Origin of the sequence: Stenotrophomonas maltophilia group sp. Smal32 (assembly GCF_030237085.1) — a bacterium.
Taxonomy (GTDB): domain Bacteria; phylum Pseudomonadota; class Gammaproteobacteria; order Xanthomonadales; family Xanthomonadaceae; genus Stenotrophomonas; species Stenotrophomonas maltophilia_Q.
This window is the reverse complement of sequence record NZ_JASJSI010000036.1, coordinates 24453-41302: the sequence shown is the minus strand read 5'-3', so window position 1 is coordinate 41302 and position 16850 is coordinate 24453. Positions and strand designations below refer to the sequence as shown.

Here is a 16850-nt window from a genome sequence, read left to right as displayed (position 1 = left end):
CCCACCCGCGGCTTCTGCTTTCCGAGACCCCCCAGACACCACCCACGAGGGGCTGTGCCGTTGGCTGGAAACTACCCGCGATGCCGGATCAGCAACTGACTCATCAACGCCCGCAGCGCCGGCGGCTTCACCGGCTTGGCCATCATCCCCCAACCGCGCTCCGCAGCCATCTCGCGCAGCCCCGCATCACGCTCGGCGGTCACCAGCACCACCGGTGGGCGCGCCTGCCACAGCTCGGCCAGCGTCTCGTACAGCACCGGGCCATGGTGATCGCCCATGCGTACATCCAGCAGCACCAGATCCGGCACCGTTTCGACACTGGCCAGCAGCAACGCGGCCTGCGGGCCATCGGCCAGCATCACCTCGCAGCCCCAGCGTTCCAGCAGGGCGCGGCTGGCCGCGCAGACGTGCGGATCGTCATCGATCACCCACACACGGCGCCCGCGCAGTGGATTGTCCGCCGCCGGCTCCTGCGCCAGTACCGGGGCTGGCGCGGTGGCTGGAATCGCGCTGGCGTCGCCGAAAGGCACGCCAACCGCGAACACGCTGCCTTGGCCCAGCTGCGAGCGCAGCCGGATCGGATGGCCAAGCAGGCGGCCGATGCGGTCGACGATCGCCAGGCCAAGGCCGGCGCCGCGCTGCTGGCCGTCGTGCAGGCGGCGGAATTCCTCGAAGATCTCGCCCTGCAGCGCATCGGGAATGCCCGGGCCCTGGTCGTGCACTTCGATCCACAGCAGACCGTCGCGGCGGCGGCAGCCGAGCAGCACGCGGCCGCGTTCGCTGTAGCGCAATGCGTTGGACAGGAAGTTCTGCAGGATGCGCCGCAGCAGCGCTTCATCGCTGACCACCACCGCAGCAGTATCGACCCAGTCGACCACCAGCCCGCGTGACTGTGCGGCGATGCCGAACTCGCGCGCCAGCGTCTGCAGCAGCGGGCCCAGCCGGAACGCCTGCACGCGCGTGGGCAGGCTGCCCGATTCCAGTCGCGCGATGTCCAGCAGGCTGTTGAGGATCGCGTCCTGCGCGGCCAGTGCAGCGTCGATGTGGTCGCTGGTCTGCTGCTGTGCCGGGTCGCTCAGTTTGCCGCGCAGCACCGAGACGAACATGCGCGCGGCGTTGAGCGGTTGCAGCAGGTCGTGCACCGCCGAGGCGACGAAGCGGGTCTTGTAGCGGTTGGCCTGTTCGGCTTCGCGGCGTGCTTCGTCCAGGTCACGGGTGCGCTCGGCGATGCGGTGCTCCAGCGCGTCGGCCAGCGAACGCAGTTCGCGCGCGGCATTCTTGTAGCTGGTGATGTCGGCGTAGCTGGTGACGAAGCCGCCGTCGGGCAGCGGGTTGCCACGGATCTCCAGCACCGTGCCGTCGTCCTTCTCGCTTTCGCGCATGTGCGGGCGGCCGCTGCGCAGGTGGTTCAGGCGACGCTCGATGGCCTCGTCCACCGGGCCCGGACCGAGCAGGCCACGGCGTGCATTGAAACGGAACAGTTCCTCGATTGGACGGCCGACGCGCACCAGGTCTGCCGGGAACCGGAACAGTTCGAGATAGCGTGCATTCCATGCCACCAGCCGCAGTTCGCGGTCGATCACCACCACGCCCTGCGGCAGGTGCGCCAGGCTGCGGCTGAGGCCGCTGTCAGCGTCGGTTGCAGCCTGCAGCAGGCCATCCTGTGCGGTGCGCAGTTCCTGCGCATGCTGCTTGAGCAGGGTTTCGAGCTCGCGGCGACTGCGCAGGCGGTGCTTGGCCAGACGCCGGCGCTGCTGCACGAACAGCACCAGGAAGCCCAGTGCAAGCCACGCAGCACCGCCGGTGAGTGCGGCCGCGCGACCGGCAGAAGTGGCTGCACTGGCATCGTGCAGCAGATGCAGGTTCCAGTCTTCCACAGGCAGCGCCAGGCTCTGCCACAGCATCGGCTGCGGCAATGCGGGATCCAGCAGGCGCACCATGCGGCCGCCGTCGGCCAGCACGTCCTCGGTACGCGCACGCAGTGGCTGCAGCGCACGGTCGGCGTACTGGCGGGCATCGAGCATTTCGCGGCGCTCGTCGGCGCCCAACGGGCGCAGCAGGCGGTAGCGCCAGTTGTCTCGGTTGGCCAGGAAGACCACATCGTGGTCGTCACTGGCCAGCACCACGTCCGGGCTGCTCAGCCATTCCTGTTCCAGCGCCGACAGCTCGACCTTGATCACCACCACGCCCAGCCGCTGGCCACCTTCCTCGATGGCCTGCGACAGGTAATAGCCGGGTACGCCGGTGGTCATGCCGATGCCGTAGAACGGCCACGGCCCTTGGCCAGCGCCTGCCGGTAATACGGGCGGTAGCTGTAGTTCTCGCCGACATTGGTGGTCGGCTGGTCCCAGTTGCTGGCCGCCACCGCCACGCCGTCGTGGCCGACCAGGGTCAGGGTCGAGGCGCGGGTGACCTCATTGGCGCGTTGCAGCTTGAGGTTCAGCCGCTGCCGTTCGGCGGGCGAGGGCGGCACGCGCAGGGCGTGCAACAGGTCCGGGTCCAGCGCCAGCACCTGCGGCAGCGTGCCGAAGCGGTCGATGCGCTGCTGCAGGCCCTGGCCATACAGCTGCAGCTGGCGTTGCACCTGGCTGCTTTCGTCGCCCAGGGCACGCCGCCATGCGTAGTGGCCGGCGGCCACTGCAGACAGCACGGTGCCACCGACCATCACCGCGATGGTCAGCAACAGCATCCGGTGGCGGCTGAGCCAGTACATGGCGGCAGTCTACGCAGGGCCGGCGGGCGTGGCATGCACGCCCGCCGGGGTCTGACGTGGAAGGGGTCAGAAGTGCATCTGCGCGCGCAGTTCGAAGATCTCCGGCGTGCTGTGCACACCACGACGGCTGGCGTCGACCTTCACGTAATTGGCCTGGAATTTGAAGTGGCTGGTCAGGTACCAGTTCGCGCCCAGGGTCAGGTCGTGCTGGCGGCCACCGAGGATGCTGCCGTCGTCCAGGTCCAGGCGGCTGTAGCGGGCCACCAGCTCCACCGCACCGTAGTCGTGCGCCGGCTTGATGTTGGCCACGGCACCGGCGTTGTACGGGCGCGACTCGCCGGTCAGCACCCAGCTGGCCATCGCGTACTGGCCGCTGCCGGTGTAATCCGGCTTGCCGTCATGGCGGGTGACCGTGGCGCGCAGGGCTTCGGCCTGCAGCGAGAAGGGGCCGCGGATCCAGATGCCTTCCAGGCCGGTGCGGCGGATCTGGTCGGCGGTGACCAGGGCACCGGAATCGACGTAGCGGATGTCGGTCAGGCCGGCTTCCGGGCGTGCGCGCAGGCGCGCGCTGGCCTCGTGGTGCACGTCACGGCCATCGCTGTACCCGCGCGGATTTTCCTGCGAGTAGGCCAGGCCCAGGTGGATCACGTCACCCGGCGCCTTCACCGGAGTCCATACCGCACGCACCGCCTGGGTGGTGCCGGGGTTGTCACCCTGCAGGTCCTTGCCACCGTAGGCGCCGGCCTGCAGCAGGTACTGGGGGCGCTCCAGCACCCATTCCACGCCGGTGCGGCGGCCGGCGTAGAAGGCCTGCACGGGCAGCGCGGTTTCCAGGAACGTGCCGGCGCGCGAGGACGTGTTCGCATCCAGGCCGACCGGGGTCTTCATGTAGCCGAAGCGGAAACGACCCACGTCGCGGCCGAAGAAGGCCTTGCTCTCGAAGCGCACGAATACGTCCAGCCAGGTGTCGGCCTGGAAGTCGTAGTAGACCATCGCGTCGTAGACGCCCTTCTTCTTCAGCGTCGCACCGAACTCCTTGCGGCGCACGGCGTCGTCGTCCTCAAGGCCGCTGCCCGAGGAGAAGTCGTTGTAGTCGTAGGCGATGTTGGCGGTGGCGGCCAGTTCGGTGCCGTCGCCGAAGGTGTACTTGGTCGGCCAGTTGTCGAAATCGGCAGCCGAGGCGAAGGCGGGAAGGGCGGCCAGGGACAGGGCCAGCAAGGTGGGAATCGGGCGCATGTTGGGTGCGGCTCTCTCAGATTGCGTGTGGACAGGACAACAACGGCCGCAGGGGCCGAAACTTTCGCAAGGACACGCCCGGCCGTTCAGCCCGGGCCACCGGCCTCCCCGTGATCGGCGGTGCGGCGCCAGTGTAGGCATCGCCGCCACCTGAACCGGGGGGCTAGTACCAATAGGTTATCTGCGCCGGCGTGCCCGGCGCGTACAAAGGCGTCCATTGGTCGCACCCCTGCGCGTGCAGCACAGGGCCTGCGAGCAGTTTCCACGGTAACGGTTCCCGCGCTGTCCCGGGGCCGTACGTGCCTGAAAACGCCCCTTCCGGAGTCCGCCATGCACATCCCGACCGCAGCCCCGGCGCCTGCAAAGCCGTTGCCGATCTATCGCCAGCTGTATTTCCAGGTGATCGTGGCGATCGTCCTGGGCGCCATCCTCGGCCACTACGAACCTCTGGTCGGCGAGAAGATGAAGCCGCTGGGCGATGCCTTCATCAACCTGGTGAAGATGATCATCGCGCCGGTGATCTTCCTGACCATCGTCACCGGCATCGCCAGCATGACCCACCTGCGCACGGTGGGCCGCGTGTTTGCCAAGGCAATGGCGTACTTCCTGTTCTTCTCCACGCTGGCGCTGATCGTCGGCATGATCGTGGCGCACGTGGTGCAGCCCGGCGCCGGCATGAACATCAATCCGGCCGAGCTGGACCAGACCGCGGTGCACAGCTATGTCGAGAAGTCGCACGACCTGACCCTGGTCGGCTTCCTGATGGACATCATTCCGAAGACGCTGGTGAGCGCCTTCGTCGACGGCAACATCCTGCAGGTGCTCTTCATCGCGGTGCTGTTCGGCATCGCGCTGGCATCGGTGGGCGAGAAGGGCAAGCCGATCCTGAACTTCCTGGAGGCGCTGGTCGCCCCGGTGTTCAAGCTGGTCCACATCCTCATGAAGGCCGCCCCGATCGGTGCCTTCGGCGCGATCGCCTTCACCATCGGCAAGTACGGCGTCGGTTCGCTGGTCAACCTGGCGTGGCTGGTGGGCTCGTTCTACCTCACCGCCTTCCTGTTCGTGGCGGTGATCCTGGGCCTGGTCTGCCGGCTGTGTGGCTTCTCGGTGTTCAAGCTGGCGCGCTACCTGAAGGCCGAACTGCTGCTGGTGCTGGGCACTTCCTCGTCGGAGTCGGCGCTGCCGTCGCTGATGGAGAAGATGGAACGCGCCGGCTGCAGCAAGTCGGTGGTGGGCCTGGTGGTCCCGACCGGCTACTCGTTCAACCTGGACGGCACCAACATCTACATGACCCTGGCCGCGCTGTTCATTGCCCAGGCCACCAATACCGAACTGACCCTGGGCCACCAGATCGCCCTGCTGCTGGTTGCCATGCTCAGCTCCAAGGGCGCGGCCGGCGTCACCGGCGCCGGCTTCATCACCCTGGCTGCCACCCTGGCCGTGGTGCCGGAAGTGCCGGTGGCCGGCATGGCGCTGATCCTGGGCGTGGACCGCTTCATGAGCGAATGCCGCTCGCTGACCAACTTCATCGGCAATGCGGTGGCCACCGTGGTGGTCTCGCGCTGGGAAGGCGCGCTGGACCGCAACCGCCTGCAGCTGGCGCTGGATGGCCGCGAGAGCGAGCTGCCGCCGCCGGTGGACGCGCTGCCCGAGGCGCTGCCGGTCAAGGGCTGATCCAGGTGTGTGGTACCGCGGGGCCGATCACGACAGTGGTACGGCCCCGCGGCGTTTCAGGGCGTCCCACGGCTGTCACGGGAGGCGCCGAAGCTGGTCTCGCGGTACCGTCGCATACGGCACGGAATTGTGCGGTCGCAGCATGCCTGCGACAGGATAGCGACAGGTCCGGACGCTCCAACGGGGGTATCATCCCCTGTCCCTTCTGCCCATTCATGTAACCCACATCGATGTCCAACGAAGATTTCAAACAGGCCGCCCTCGATTACCACCGGATGTCTCCGCCCGGCAAGATCAAGGTTTCCGCTACCAAGCCCATGCTGACCCAGCGCGACCTGTCGCTGGCGTATTCGCCGGGCGTGGCGTACGCCTGTGAAGCGATCAAGGCCGACCCGCAGCAGGCCAGCGAACTGACCGCGCGCGGCAACCTGGTGGCGGTGATCTCCAACGGCACCGCGGTGCTGGGCCTGGGCAACATCGGCGCACTGGCCGGCAAGCCGGTGATGGAAGGCAAGGGCGTGCTGTTCCAGAAGTTCGCCGGCATCGATGTGTTCGACATCGAAGTGGATGAAACCGACCCGGACAAGCTGGTCGACATCATCGCCTCGCTGGAGCCGACGTTCGGCGGCATCAACCTGGAAGACATCAAGGCCCCGGAATGCTTCGTGGTCGAGCGCAAGTTGCGCGAGCGCATGAAGATCCCGGTGTTCCATGACGACCAGCACGGCACGGCGATCATCGTCGGCGCAGCGGTGCTCAACGCCATGGCGATCACCGGCAAGAAGATCGAGGAAGTGAAGCTGGCGACCACGGGCATGGGCGCGGCCGGTATTTCCTGCGTGAACATGCTGGTGCAGCTGGGCCTGAAGCCGGAGAACATCCTGGCCTTCGACCGCGAGGGCGTGATCCACACCGGTCGTACCGACCTGGATCCGGAAAAGCAGCGCTATGCGCGCGACACCGACAAGCGCACCCTGGCCGAGATCGTTGATGGCGCGGACATCTTCCTGGGCCTGTCGGCACCGGGCATCCTGACTGCCGACATGGTCAAGACCATGGCGCCGGATCCGGTGATCTTCGCGTTGGCCAACCCGACCCCGGAAATCATGCCGGAGGTGGCGCGCGCCGCGCGTCCGGACGCGATCATCGGTACCGGCCGTTCGGACTACCCGAACCAGGTCAACAACGTGCTGTGCTTCCCGTACCTGTTCCGCGGTGCGCTGGACGTGGGCGCGACCGCGATCAACGAGGAAATGAAGATCGCCTGCGTGCGCGCCATCGCCGCGCTGGCACGCCGTGCCGCCACCGACATGGGCTCGGCCTACGGCGGCGAGACCCCGAGCTTCGGCCGTGAATACCTGATCCCGCGCCCGTTCGACCGCCGCCTGCTGGTGGAGCTGTCCGCCGCCGTTGCCCAGGCCGCGATGGATTCGGGCGTGGCCGCGCGCCCGATTGCCGACATGGGCGCCTACCGCGACAAGCTGGCCCAGTTCGTCTACCGCACCAGCCTGATGATGAAGCCGGTCTACGACCGCGCGCGCAGCGACAAGCAGCGCGTGGTGTACGCCGAAGGCGAAGAGGAAGTGGTGCTGCAGGCGGTGCAGAACGTGGTCGATGACGGCCTGGCGCATCCGATCCTGATCGGCCGCCCGGAAGTGATCGAATCGCGCATCGAGCGCCTCGGCCTGCGCCTGAAGATCGGCGAGAACGTTGAAGTCACCAACATCAACGACGACCCGCGCTTCAACGAATACTGGCAGTACTACCACGGCCTGACCGGCCGCCGCGGCGTGACCGTGGCCGCGGCGAAGAACCTGATGCGTTCGCGCCCGACGCTGATCGCGGCGGTGATGGTGGCCCGTGGCGAAGCCGATGCGATGCTGACCGGCATCGTCGGCCGCTTCCACAAGAAGCTGGGCTACGTGCGCAGCGTGCTGCCGCTGGAGCCGAAGGTCACCTCGACCTCGGCCATGACCGGCGTGATCAACCAGCAGGGTGTGTTCTTCTTCGTCGATACCCACGTGCAGGAAGACCCGACCGCCGAGCAGCTGTGCGAAGCGACCCTGCAGGCGGCCTACCGAATGAAGCTGTTCGGCATTGAGCCGAAGGTGGCGCTGCTGTCGCACTCCAACTTCGGCAGCCACGACTCGAAGGACGCGCTGAAGATGCGCCAGGTGCGCGAGCTGCTGCTCAAGCGCAACCCGCGACTGAATGTGGACGGCGAGATGCAGGGCGACACCGCATGGGACGAAGCGCTGCGCCAGAAGCTGCTGCCGGGCTCGACCCTGCAGGGCCGTGCCAACCTGTTCGTGCTGCCGAACCTGGAAGCGGCCAACATCGCCTACAACCTGGTGCGCGTGTTCACTGACGGCGTGGCGATCGGCCCGATCCTGATGGGCGTGAACAAGCCGGTGCACATCCTGACCACCAGCGCGACCTCGCGCAGGATCCTGAACATGACCGCGATTGCCGCGGTTGATGCGCAGATCAGGAAGCAGCTGGAAGCGGAAAAGAAGGCGTAAGCCTTCTTTCCAGCGACAGCTGCAGAAGCGCGCCCCACGGGGCGCGTTTCTGTTTCCGCGCAGTGGAAACGGGTAGAGTCGACTGTTAGTCGACTGCCTTTCGTACAACCACCGAAAACCCCGCGCGATCGCGCGATAGTCGACTAACAGTCGACTCTACCGGTCCCGATGCCGGTCCCGATGCCGGTTCCATCGCTGCCATACGCGCGACGCGACTTGGTCATTTCCCTGCAACGCCGTTGCGGCCCAATACGCCCACGCGGCCCGGCCGTGGGAAGGGACCGGACCGGCCTTCCCACCCTGGGCCCGACCAACTTTCCATCGGCGAGGGTGTCATGCGTAATCGAGTGACGCGGCGTTACTTCCAGCAACTGTTCGCGCTGTACGCCGGTTTCGTGCAGTCGCGCTGAGACGCAGAAGGCAGGGAGGTAGAGTCGACCGTTGGTCGACTATCGCGCGAAGCGCGGGGTTTTCGGTGGTTGTACGAAAGGCAGTCGACTCTACCCAGTCGCCTCGATACCCAGTCGGCAACCCGCTCAGTGCCGCTTGCCGCGGCGTGCAGGGACCGGCGGCGGTGCATCCGAACGCGGCTTGGCATACTGCGTCCACAGTGCCGGCAATGCCTTGCCGGTGTGCTTCTGCCACAGCGCAGGTGTATAGCGGCCATCACGCAAGGCTTTGTCCAGCGCCGGCACCAGGCCGGGATGTTCGGCCTCGGCCCATTTCAGGAACGCACCGGTCACCCGGTAGCCACTGTCGAAGTTCTGACCCTTCTCGACCTTGCCGGGCAGTGCCCAGCCCGCGGCGGCATTGTCCATGCCGTAGCGGTCGCGCGCGTAGTCGGCGATGCCTTCCACCAGCCAGCCCGGTACCCGTGCATCGCCGTAGCCGGGATAGCCCTGCACGATGTGCATCGCCTCGTGGGTGACCAGATCGATATCGTTCGGGTGCTGCGCCAACCAGCCGGGATTGATGGTGATGGTTGCGGCCTGGTCCTTGTCGCCGACGAAGGCGATGCCGGTGTAGGCCGGATCGATCACGATGCGCAACATCGACGGCGCGGCCGGGTGGAAATCAGCCCGTTCGCGCAGATAGGCGAAGAAGAACGTATCGATCACCCGCTTGCGCTGCGGCGCCGCCAGGGCGCCACGGGCGTCCTGGTAGTTCAGCGTCACGCCATCGCGGGTCAGCTGCGTATCGAACGCGTGGGTCTGGCCGAAGCTGGAGAAGGACAGGGCAACAAGGGCCAGGGGCAGAAGACGGTAGCGCATGCGGCTCATTGTACGGTGCTGGCCGCCAGTAGTTCGATCTCCGCCAGTGGCAGTCGCCCTGGTGCCGCCAGGCGCAGGCGGTACTCGCTGTAGCGACCGGGTTTTGCGATGCGGAACGGACGGGTCTGGCGGGCAGATTCGAAGTCTTCGCCACTGCGCTGGTCGAGCACGGTCCAGCTGCCGGTGCCATTGCGCGCCTCCAACGTCCATTCACCGCCACGGATGCTGCCGTCTCCACTGGTCAGCGTGTACATCGTTGCCGTGCCATCGGCCAGGCCGGTCAGCGCGATGGTTGCGCCGCCCCCCAGGCCCACGGTGGTGGCCGCATCGTCGTCGACCAGCGCGGGCAGGGCGCGGCCATCGGCCAGCGTCGCCTTCGCGCCACTGCCGAGCAGATCGTGCAGCAGTTGCGGGCGCTGGCCTCGCGCGGTCAGCGAGCGTGGCACGTCTTCCACACCACTGCCCCAGCGCGACGGTTGCGGGCCCATCACGAAGTCCAGGGTCGCGCCCTTGGCGATCAGCTCGTGCGGCACCCAGGTCCTGGTCCAGGGCTTGCCGTTGATCTTCAGCGACTGCACGTAGACGTTCTCACGCGAGTTGTTGGCTGCGTTCACGGTCAGCACGGCACCGCCCTGCAGTTCCACGCGCGCATGTTCGAAGGCCGGTGAACCGATCACGTACTCCGGCGCGCCCATGCGCAGCGGGTACAGGCCCAGCGATGCCAGCACGTACCAGGCCGAGGTCTCGCCGTTGTCCTCGTCACCGGGATAGCCCTGGCCGATCTCACTGCCCACATACAGCCGCGACAGGATCTCGCGCACGTGCTGCTGGGTCTTCCACGGCTGCCCGGCGTACAGGTACATCCACGGGATGTGGTGCGCCGGCTGGTTGCTGTGCGCGTACATGCCCATGCGCACATCGCGCGCTTCGGTCATTTCATGGATGGTGCCGCCGTAGGAGCCGGCGAACGCGGCGTCGGCGGTTTCCGGCGTAGCGAAGAAGGTATCGAGCTTGGCGGCCAGCTTGTCGCGGCCACCGTACAGGGCGGCCAGGCCTTCACCGTCGTGGGCGGCGGTGAAGGCGAAGGTCCAGCCGTTGGATTCGGTGTAGTCGTGGCCCCACACGCGCGGGTCGTAATGCTTGGCGTCCACGCGCCAGCGGCCATCCGCAGTGCGGCCCTGGAAGAAGCCGGCCGCCGGATCGAACATCGTCGAGTAGCTGGCGGCGCGGTGGCGGAAGTAGTCGGCCTCGGTGCTGTAGCGCTCGCGTGCGGCGGGCGAGGTCGCGCGCTTGGCCAGGGCGTCGGCCATGTTGGCGATGCCGAAATCGTTGAGCGCGCCTTCCATCGTCCACGACATGCCCTCATGCACGTCGGCACTGGCGTAGCCGCGGAAGGTCGAGCGGTCCATGCCCTTGCGGCCGACATGGCGGTCCGGCGGTACCACGGTCGCGTTCTTCACTGCGGCGGCGTAGGCCTCGGCCGGATCAAAGCCGCCGATGCCTTTCAGCCACGCATCGGCAAACGCCACATCGGAACTGGTGCCGACCATCAGGTCTGCGTAGCCTGGCGACGACCAGCGTGCGATCCAGCCGCCAGCACGGTATTGCTCGATGAAGCCCTGCACCATCTGCCCGGCATCGTCGGGCGTGAACAGCGCATAGGCCGGCCAGGTGGTGCGGAAGGTGTCCCAGAAGCCATTGTTGACGAACACCTTGCCGTCGCGCACGGCGGTAAAGCTGCGGGTCGCGCTGCCATCGGTGTTGTCATCGCTGGCGCTGGCCTGGTTGGCATAGCGCCAGTCGGGTGCGGCCGCGCTGCCCACGTTCTCGTGGCCGGAGTTGGGGTACAGGTACAGCCGGTACAGGCTGGAGTACAGCGTGGTCTTCTGGTCGTCGCTGGCCGCGCCGATATCGAAGCGGGCCAGGCGCGCATCCCACGCATCCTGTGCGCGGCCGGCCACGCTCTCCAGCGTGTCGGCAGCGGCGATTTCCAGCGCCAGGTTGTGCCGTGCCTGCTCCACCGAGATCAGCGAAGTGGCGATGCGCATGGTCACCCGTCGCTCGCTGCCGGCATCGAACTTGATGTAGCCGGTCGGGCGGCCGGTGTCGAGGCGACCGCTGCTGCGCCAGGGTTTGTCGAAGCTGGCGACCACGTACATGCGGCTGGCACCGTTGGACAGGCCGCTGCGCGTGTCGGTGTAGCCGGACAGCGTCTGCGTGGCGGCGTCCAGGGTCAGGCCGCCACGTGCATCGACGTTGTCGAACAGCAGGTTGGCATCGCCGCCCTCGGGGAAATCAAAGCGGAACAGCGCGGCATGGTCGGTCGGCGCGATCGATGCCGCGACGCCGTTGTCGAAGCGCACGTCGTAGCGGTAGGGGCGGGCGCTTTCGTGGCCGCGGTCGAACGACAAGGCACGTTTGCGGCGATCAGCCTCCGGCACGCCACGGTTGGCCGAAGGCATCACCTGGAAGGTCTGGCGGTCGCCCATCCACGGGCTGGGCTGGTGGCTCAACGCGAGCGCCTGCAGCTGCGGGCGGTTCTGTGCGTCGTTCTGCTCGTTCCAGCGGTACAGCCAGTTCAACGCGCTTGCATCGGTCACCGGAGTCCAGAAATTGAAGCCGTGCGGCACCGCCGTGGCCGGGAAATTGTTGCCGCGCGAGAAGGTGCCGTTGGCCTGGGTGCCACGCGTGGTCAGCACCCAGTCGGAGACGCGCTGCGGCTGTTGCCGCGGCTGGGCATCCAAGCGCACGTCGTCGATCCAGCCGGACACCGGGGCGCCATCGCTGCTGGCCACCTCCAGCTCGATCGCTATCACGCGGCGCCCCTTCAGCGCGGGCACGTCGCCCAGTCGCACCGCCTTGCGTGCCCACTGTTGCGGGTACAGCGTCTTCGACTCGCCCTGCGCGCGTGCGCCAAGGGCTACGCCGTGCTGGTCGCGTGCCGGGCCGGCCGACACGAGGCTGCCATCGTCCAGCCGCAGGTCCAGCGACACATAGGTCGAGGCCACGGTGTCCCGGCCAACGATTTCCGGCAGCACCAGCCACGACAGGGTCGTATCGGCCTCGATCGGCAGGTCGGTCTTGAACAGTTCGCGCCGCGCTTTGCCTCCTGCGCTGCTGTAGCGAAGGGCATGCAGCCCGCTGTAGCCGGCGTTGCGCTTGGCGGTGTAAGGCGCGGCAGGGCCGTTGCCGATCGTTGCCTGCAGGGCGCCAGCGGCCTGCACCGGTGCAGGTTCGCCGGGTTCGAACGAGGTCTGCAGTCCCTGTGCCAGCACCGGCATCGCAGTGGTCGCACAGGCCAGGGCCAGGGCAAGCGGAAGCAGGGCGCGGCGTGGATCGGACAGGGTCATGCAGGAGTCTCCCGGAAGGGCAGGGGGCGGGCAGAACCCGCATCGGCGGACACCACGGGCAGCATCGCTCCGCCCGCCGGGATGGCAGTGGGAGAGGCGATGCCGGTCCGGTGGGGGCGGGCCATGCGATCGGGTCGATTGGACGGGTCGATTCACGACCCGGGCCCGATCCTGCAACAGCGGCAGCGACCTGACAAGTGCCATTTAGTTCGATCCAAATGCGGAAAATATCGCGGATCGGCAGGATCCCGGCACAAACCCGCACGGGCGACCGGGGAATCCGTGCAGACAGACCGTCCCAGGTGCCATGCAACGCCACGCGGAATCGGCCCTCGGCGCCCAAAGACCTGTTGTGGCGCAATGTCGGGGCGGCCCGGATGCTAGAATCACAGGCCTCGCAACCCGTTCATCGACATCCGCCATGAGCCATACCGCCACCGCGCCCGCCAACGCCGAGAAGCGCTACACCGTGCACCGCAGCGATCTTCCGCTGAGCTGCCCGACCCCGGAAATGGCGCTGTGGAACTCGCATCCGCGCGTGTACCTGCCGATCGAAGACGAGCCCAATGGCGAAGCGCAGTGCCCGTACTGCGGTTCCGTGTTCGTGCTGGCCGACTAAGCGGCTGCCCCCTCGATGCGCCGATTGACCGTGGTGCAGTTGCTGCCGGCGCTGCACTCCGGCGGTGTCGAGCGCTCGACCCTGGAAATTGCTGCGGCGCTGGTCGCTGCCGGCCATCGCGCGCTGGTGGTTTCCGCCGGTGGCCGCCTGGTGCAGCCGCTGCTCGATAGCGGTGCCGAGCACCTTACCCTCGACATCGGTCGCAAGTCGCTGCTGACCCTGCGCCACCTGCCGACCCTGCGCCGCTTGTTCGCCGAGGTTGGCGCGGACATCGTGCATGCCCGCTCGCGCCTGCCGGCCTGGCTGGGCCTGTACGCGATCCGCGCCATGCCCGCCGCGCAGCGCCCGCACTGGGTGACCACCGTGCACGGGCTGAATTCGCCCAGCCGCTACAGCGCCGTGATGACCAGTGGGGAGCGCGTGATCTGCGTGTCCAACACCGTCCGCGATTACGTGCAGCGGCACTACCCGACCGTGCCGGAAGAGAAGCTGCAGGTGATTCCGCGTGGTGTCGACGTCGCCCAGTTCCCGCGGGTGGCGCGCGCCGACCACCGGCCGCGGCTGGCGCTGGCAACCGATTACCCGTGGCTGGCGCAGGTGGACGGCCCGTTGCTGCTGTTGCCGGGGCGGGGTACCCGTCTGAAGGGCCACGCACATGCGCTGCAGTTGCTGGCCGATGTGCGCGCCGCCGGTGTGCCGGCACAGGTGTGGATACTGGGCACCGATGAACCCGGCCGTGAAGCCTACGTGGCCGATCTGCGCCGGCAGGCGGCCGCGCTCGGCGTGGCCGAGGCCGTGCACATCAGCACACCGACCGCGCGCATCGCCCAGGCTTACGCGGCCAGCGACCTGGTGCTGCAGCTGTCGGACAAACCCGAAGCGTTCGGCCGCACCGTGGTCGAAGCGCTGTCGGTGGGCCGACCGGTGCTGGGCTGGGACCATGGTGGCGTCGGTGAACTGCTTCGGCAGCTGCAACCCGCAGGTGCCGTGCCGCTCGGCGATGCGCGCGCATTGGGTGAACGTGCGCTGGCCCTGCTGGCCCAGCCTCCGTCCTTGCCGACCCGCATCCCGTTTACCCTGCAGGCCATGCAGCGCGATACCCTCCGCCTCTATGCCGACCTCGCCGGCTGACCCTGCCGTCATCGTGCGCGACGACCGCGCCGGGCGCTGGGCGCCCTGGTGGGTGCTGGCGTACGTGGCGATGTGGCCGTTGCCGGGCATCGCCGAAACCGTGCTGGGCCTGGGCGCGCTGTACGCGGCGGCGCGCATGGTGATGCGCCGCCTGCAGCGCCGCCCGCATCTGTTGAGCACGGCGGCCTGGGCACTGACTTCGATCCTGTTCCTCGGCTATTGGCTGCCGCAGGCATTTTCCGCCTTCGATGCGATCGACCCGGCGGCCTCGTGGACCAAAGCTGCAGCGGGCCTGCGCTATCTGCCCTTCATGTGGCTGGTGGCGATCGCGGTGGCCACGCCAGAGCGGCGGCGGCTGACCTTCGCAGGTCTGGCGCTGATCACCGGCGCATGGACGCTGGATGCGCTGGTGCAGGCCGTGGCCGGTACCAGCCCATGGTTCTGGTCACTGGAACACCTGAAGCTGGCGGTCAGTGGCCACGCATTGTGCCCGGCCGATGAGGCCGCGCTGGCCGACCGCCTCAGCGGCGCACTGGGACCGTGCAACCTGAAGTTCGGCCAGGTGCTGGCCAGCCTGTCGCCGTTCCTGCTGCTGCCTGTCGCGCGGCGCTTTGGCAATGCGGGCTGGCTGCTGGCTGCGGCAGCGCTGGGCAGCGTGCTGCTGCTGGCTGGTTCGCGCGCCTCGTGGATCACCTTCGCGCTGGTGCTGGCCTACAGCGGTGTGCGCCAGTTCGGCTGGAAACGGCTGGCCGCGCTGGCGCTGGTGGCGGTGCTCGGCGCGGGCGCGCTGACCGCCAGCGTGCCGCAGCTGCGCGAGCGCTTCGCGCGTACGGCCATGGCGCTGGATGGGGGCGAGCGTGGTGTCGACGAGGCCCTGTCAGGGCGCGCGCGGATCTGGGAAGCTGCCGCCTGCATGATTGAAGCGCACCCGATGAATGGCGTGGGTGCACGTGGTTTCCGCGATGCCTATCCCGCCTGCGTGGCGGAGGAGGGGCCGGCGGTGTGGGGCAATGCGCCGGCGCTGCACGCCCACCAGATCGTGCTGGAAATCCTCGCAGAGACCGGAGTGATTGGCCTGTTGCTGTGGCTGGCGGCCGTGGCCCAGGCCTGGCGTGCATGGCGCTACGCGCCGGCGATTGCCCGCGAACGCGCGCGTCCGGCGATGCTGGCGCTGGCGGTGACCGTGTTCCCGCTGAACACCCATCTGGCGTTCTACTCGGCCTTCTGGGGGGGGCTGACCGTATTGCTGGCCGCGCTGTTCGCCGGCAGCCTGCTGGCCCGCGACGCAGACGAATCACCGGCGCTGAAGTAACTGCGCATCCACGCATGGCGTGGATAGAGCCAAGCCGACTCCGCGTTACTTGTAGAAATCGCTCCGGCCACCCGGTTGCCGCTTGAATCGGCGATGGATCCACAGGTACTGGTCGGGCGCCTCGCGCACCATCTCTTCGATGGCCTGGTTGACCCGCGTGGTATCCGCTTCCACGTCCTCGCTGGGGAAATTCTCCAGCGGCGCGCCGATCTTCAGGAAGTACTTCCCGCCTTCGCGGCGATGGAAATACGGGATCACCGCGCAGCCGGTCATCCGCGCCAGCTGGTGGGTAGCGGTGATGGTCGAGGCGGTATGGCCGAAGAACGGTACGAACACGGTGTCCTTGCCGCGCATGTCCTGGTCCGGCGCATACCAGAGGAAGCCCCCCTTTTTCAGGTGGCGCACGGTAGCGCGGATGTCCTCATTGGCGAACATTGCCTTGGCATAGCGCAGGCGGCCGAACTTCACCGCCCACTCATACACCGGGTTCTTGTGCTTGCGGTACATGCCCGAAAGATCAACGTAGTCGCACAGCAGGCGCCCGCACATTTCCAGGGTCATGAAGTGGCCGGACACCAGCAGCACGCCACGACCTTCCGCCTGCATCTGCCGCAGATGTTCCAGTCCTTCGATCTGCACCTGCGGGCGGATGCTGTCGATGCTGCCCCACCAGGCGCGGATGCACTCGAACACGCCCACGCCCAGGGCATCGAAGCTGTCGCGCACCAGGCGCTGGCGCCAGGCCTCGTCCTTCTCGGGGAAGCACAGCTGCAGGTTGACCTCGGCGGCGCGGCGACGGCTGCCCAGCAGGCGCCAGGTGATCCAGCCGACGCCCCGGCCCAGCGCACGCTGCAGCATCCACGGCAGGCGGGCGATGGCGAAGGCGCCCAGCATGGCGGCGAACATCGGCCAGTTGCGGGGATCGCGCAGCGACGGGCGGACGGCGGTGGTGGCATCGGACATTGGCCCATTCTACCAAGGCGGCCGCGTGTCTTTCCCGGGGGGCTCCCGTATCCTTGCCG

The 16850-nt window shown here is 67.7% G+C and carries 9 protein-coding genes and 1 pseudogene; 5 read left to right on the top strand and 5 right to left on the bottom strand.

Features of this window, described 5'->3' with window-relative positions:
* Window positions 1-71 precede the first annotated feature (71 nt).
* Both QRO91_RS11005 and QRO91_RS11000 read right to left on the bottom strand, forming a co-directional pair.
* Window positions 72-2713, bottom strand: a pseudogene (locus tag QRO91_RS11005) (PAS-domain containing protein).
* 66 nt (window positions 2714-2779) lie between these two features.
* Window positions 2780-3949 carry an OprO/OprP family phosphate-selective porin gene (locus QRO91_RS11000; protein WP_049429081.1) on the bottom strand — a complete coding sequence of 390 codons (1170 nt, stop codon included), beginning with the start codon at window positions 3947-3949 and terminating at the stop codon, window positions 2780-2782.
* A gap of 330 nt (window positions 3950-4279) precedes the next feature.
* Between QRO91_RS11000 and QRO91_RS10995 the strand changes: the two genes are divergently transcribed.
* Both QRO91_RS10995 and QRO91_RS10990 read left to right on the top strand, forming a co-directional pair.
* Window positions 4280-5623, top strand: coding sequence for a dicarboxylate/amino acid:cation symporter (locus QRO91_RS10995; RefSeq protein ID WP_049429080.1), 1344 nt, complete (start codon window positions 4280-4282; stop codon window positions 5621-5623).
* A 230-nt stretch (window positions 5624-5853) separates the two neighbouring features.
* Window positions 5854-8145, top strand: coding sequence for an NADP-dependent malic enzyme (locus tag QRO91_RS10990; RefSeq protein ID WP_049429079.1), 2292 nt, complete (start codon window positions 5854-5856; stop codon window positions 8143-8145).
* A 536-nt stretch (window positions 8146-8681) separates the two neighbouring features.
* On the opposite strand, the gene QRO91_RS10985 is transcribed toward QRO91_RS10990, so the two are convergent.
* On the bottom strand, window positions 8682-9425 hold the full coding sequence (locus QRO91_RS10985; RefSeq protein ID WP_049429078.1) for a basic secretory protein-like protein: 744 nt from the start codon (window positions 9423-9425) through the stop codon (window positions 8682-8684).
* Complete coding sequence (locus QRO91_RS10980; protein ID WP_049429077.1) at window positions 9422-12766, bottom strand: GH92 family glycosyl hydrolase; 3345 nt, start codon at window positions 12764-12766, stop codon at window positions 9422-9424. Before QRO91_RS10980 ends, QRO91_RS10985 begins: the two co-directional genes overlap by 4 nt.
* A gap of 421 nt (window positions 12767-13187) precedes the next feature.
* On the opposite strand from QRO91_RS10980, the gene QRO91_RS10975 reads away from it, so the two are divergent.
* Genes QRO91_RS10975 through QRO91_RS10965 form a run of 3 tightly spaced genes read left to right on the top strand, consistent with a single transcriptional unit; the run spans window position 13188 to window position 15828 of the window.
* Window positions 13188-13385: a zinc-finger domain-containing protein gene (locus tag QRO91_RS10975; RefSeq protein ID WP_005410967.1), complete on the top strand. Its 198-nt coding sequence runs from the start codon at window positions 13188-13190 to the stop codon at window positions 13383-13385.
* Between the two features lie 15 nt (window positions 13386-13400).
* On the top strand, window positions 13401-14516 hold the full coding sequence (locus QRO91_RS10970; protein ID WP_049429076.1) for a glycosyltransferase: 1116 nt from the start codon (window positions 13401-13403) through the stop codon (window positions 14514-14516).
* On the top strand, window positions 14497-15828 hold the full coding sequence (locus QRO91_RS10965; RefSeq protein ID WP_049429075.1) for an O-antigen ligase: 1332 nt from the start codon (window positions 14497-14499) through the stop codon (window positions 15826-15828). The genes QRO91_RS10970 and QRO91_RS10965 overlap by 20 nt, the downstream gene beginning before the upstream one ends.
* Before the next feature lie 45 nt (window positions 15829-15873).
* Here the strand turns inward: QRO91_RS10965 and QRO91_RS10960 are convergent, their stop codons facing one another.
* A complete protein-coding gene (locus QRO91_RS10960) occupies window positions 15874-16791 on the bottom strand; it encodes an LpxL/LpxP family Kdo(2)-lipid IV(A) lauroyl/palmitoleoyl acyltransferase (RefSeq protein ID WP_049429074.1) in 918 nt (305 codons plus the stop codon).
* Window positions 16792-16850 lie beyond the last annotated feature (59 nt).

What these genes read in the sequence shown, in the direction of transcription:
- QRO91_RS11000 (WP_049429081.1), bottom strand. Translation starts at nt 3,949, where the DNA reads ATGCGCCCGATTCCCACCTTGCTGGCCCTGTCCCTGGCCGCCCTTCCC.
- QRO91_RS10995 (WP_049429080.1), top strand. Translation starts at nt 4,280, where the DNA reads ATGCACATCCCGACCGCAGCCCCGGCGCCTGCAAAGCCGTTGCCGATC.
- QRO91_RS10990 (WP_049429079.1), top strand. Translation starts at nt 5,854, where the DNA reads ATGTCCAACGAAGATTTCAAACAGGCCGCCCTCGATTACCACCGGATG.
- QRO91_RS10985 (WP_049429078.1), bottom strand. Translation starts at nt 9,425, where the DNA reads ATGAGCCGCATGCGCTACCGTCTTCTGCCCCTGGCCCTTGTTGCCCTG.
- QRO91_RS10980 (WP_049429077.1), bottom strand. Translation starts at nt 12,766, where the DNA reads ATGACCCTGTCCGATCCACGCCGCGCCCTGCTTCCGCTTGCCCTGGCC.
- QRO91_RS10975 (WP_005410967.1), top strand. Translation starts at nt 13,188, where the DNA reads ATGAGCCATACCGCCACCGCGCCCGCCAACGCCGAGAAGCGCTACACC.
- QRO91_RS10970 (WP_049429076.1), top strand. Translation starts at nt 13,401, where the DNA reads ATGCGCCGATTGACCGTGGTGCAGTTGCTGCCGGCGCTGCACTCCGGC.
- QRO91_RS10965 (WP_049429075.1), top strand. Translation starts at nt 14,497, where the DNA reads ATGCCGACCTCGCCGGCTGACCCTGCCGTCATCGTGCGCGACGACCGC.
- QRO91_RS10960 (WP_049429074.1), bottom strand. Translation starts at nt 16,791, where the DNA reads ATGTCCGATGCCACCACCGCCGTCCGCCCGTCGCTGCGCGATCCCCGC.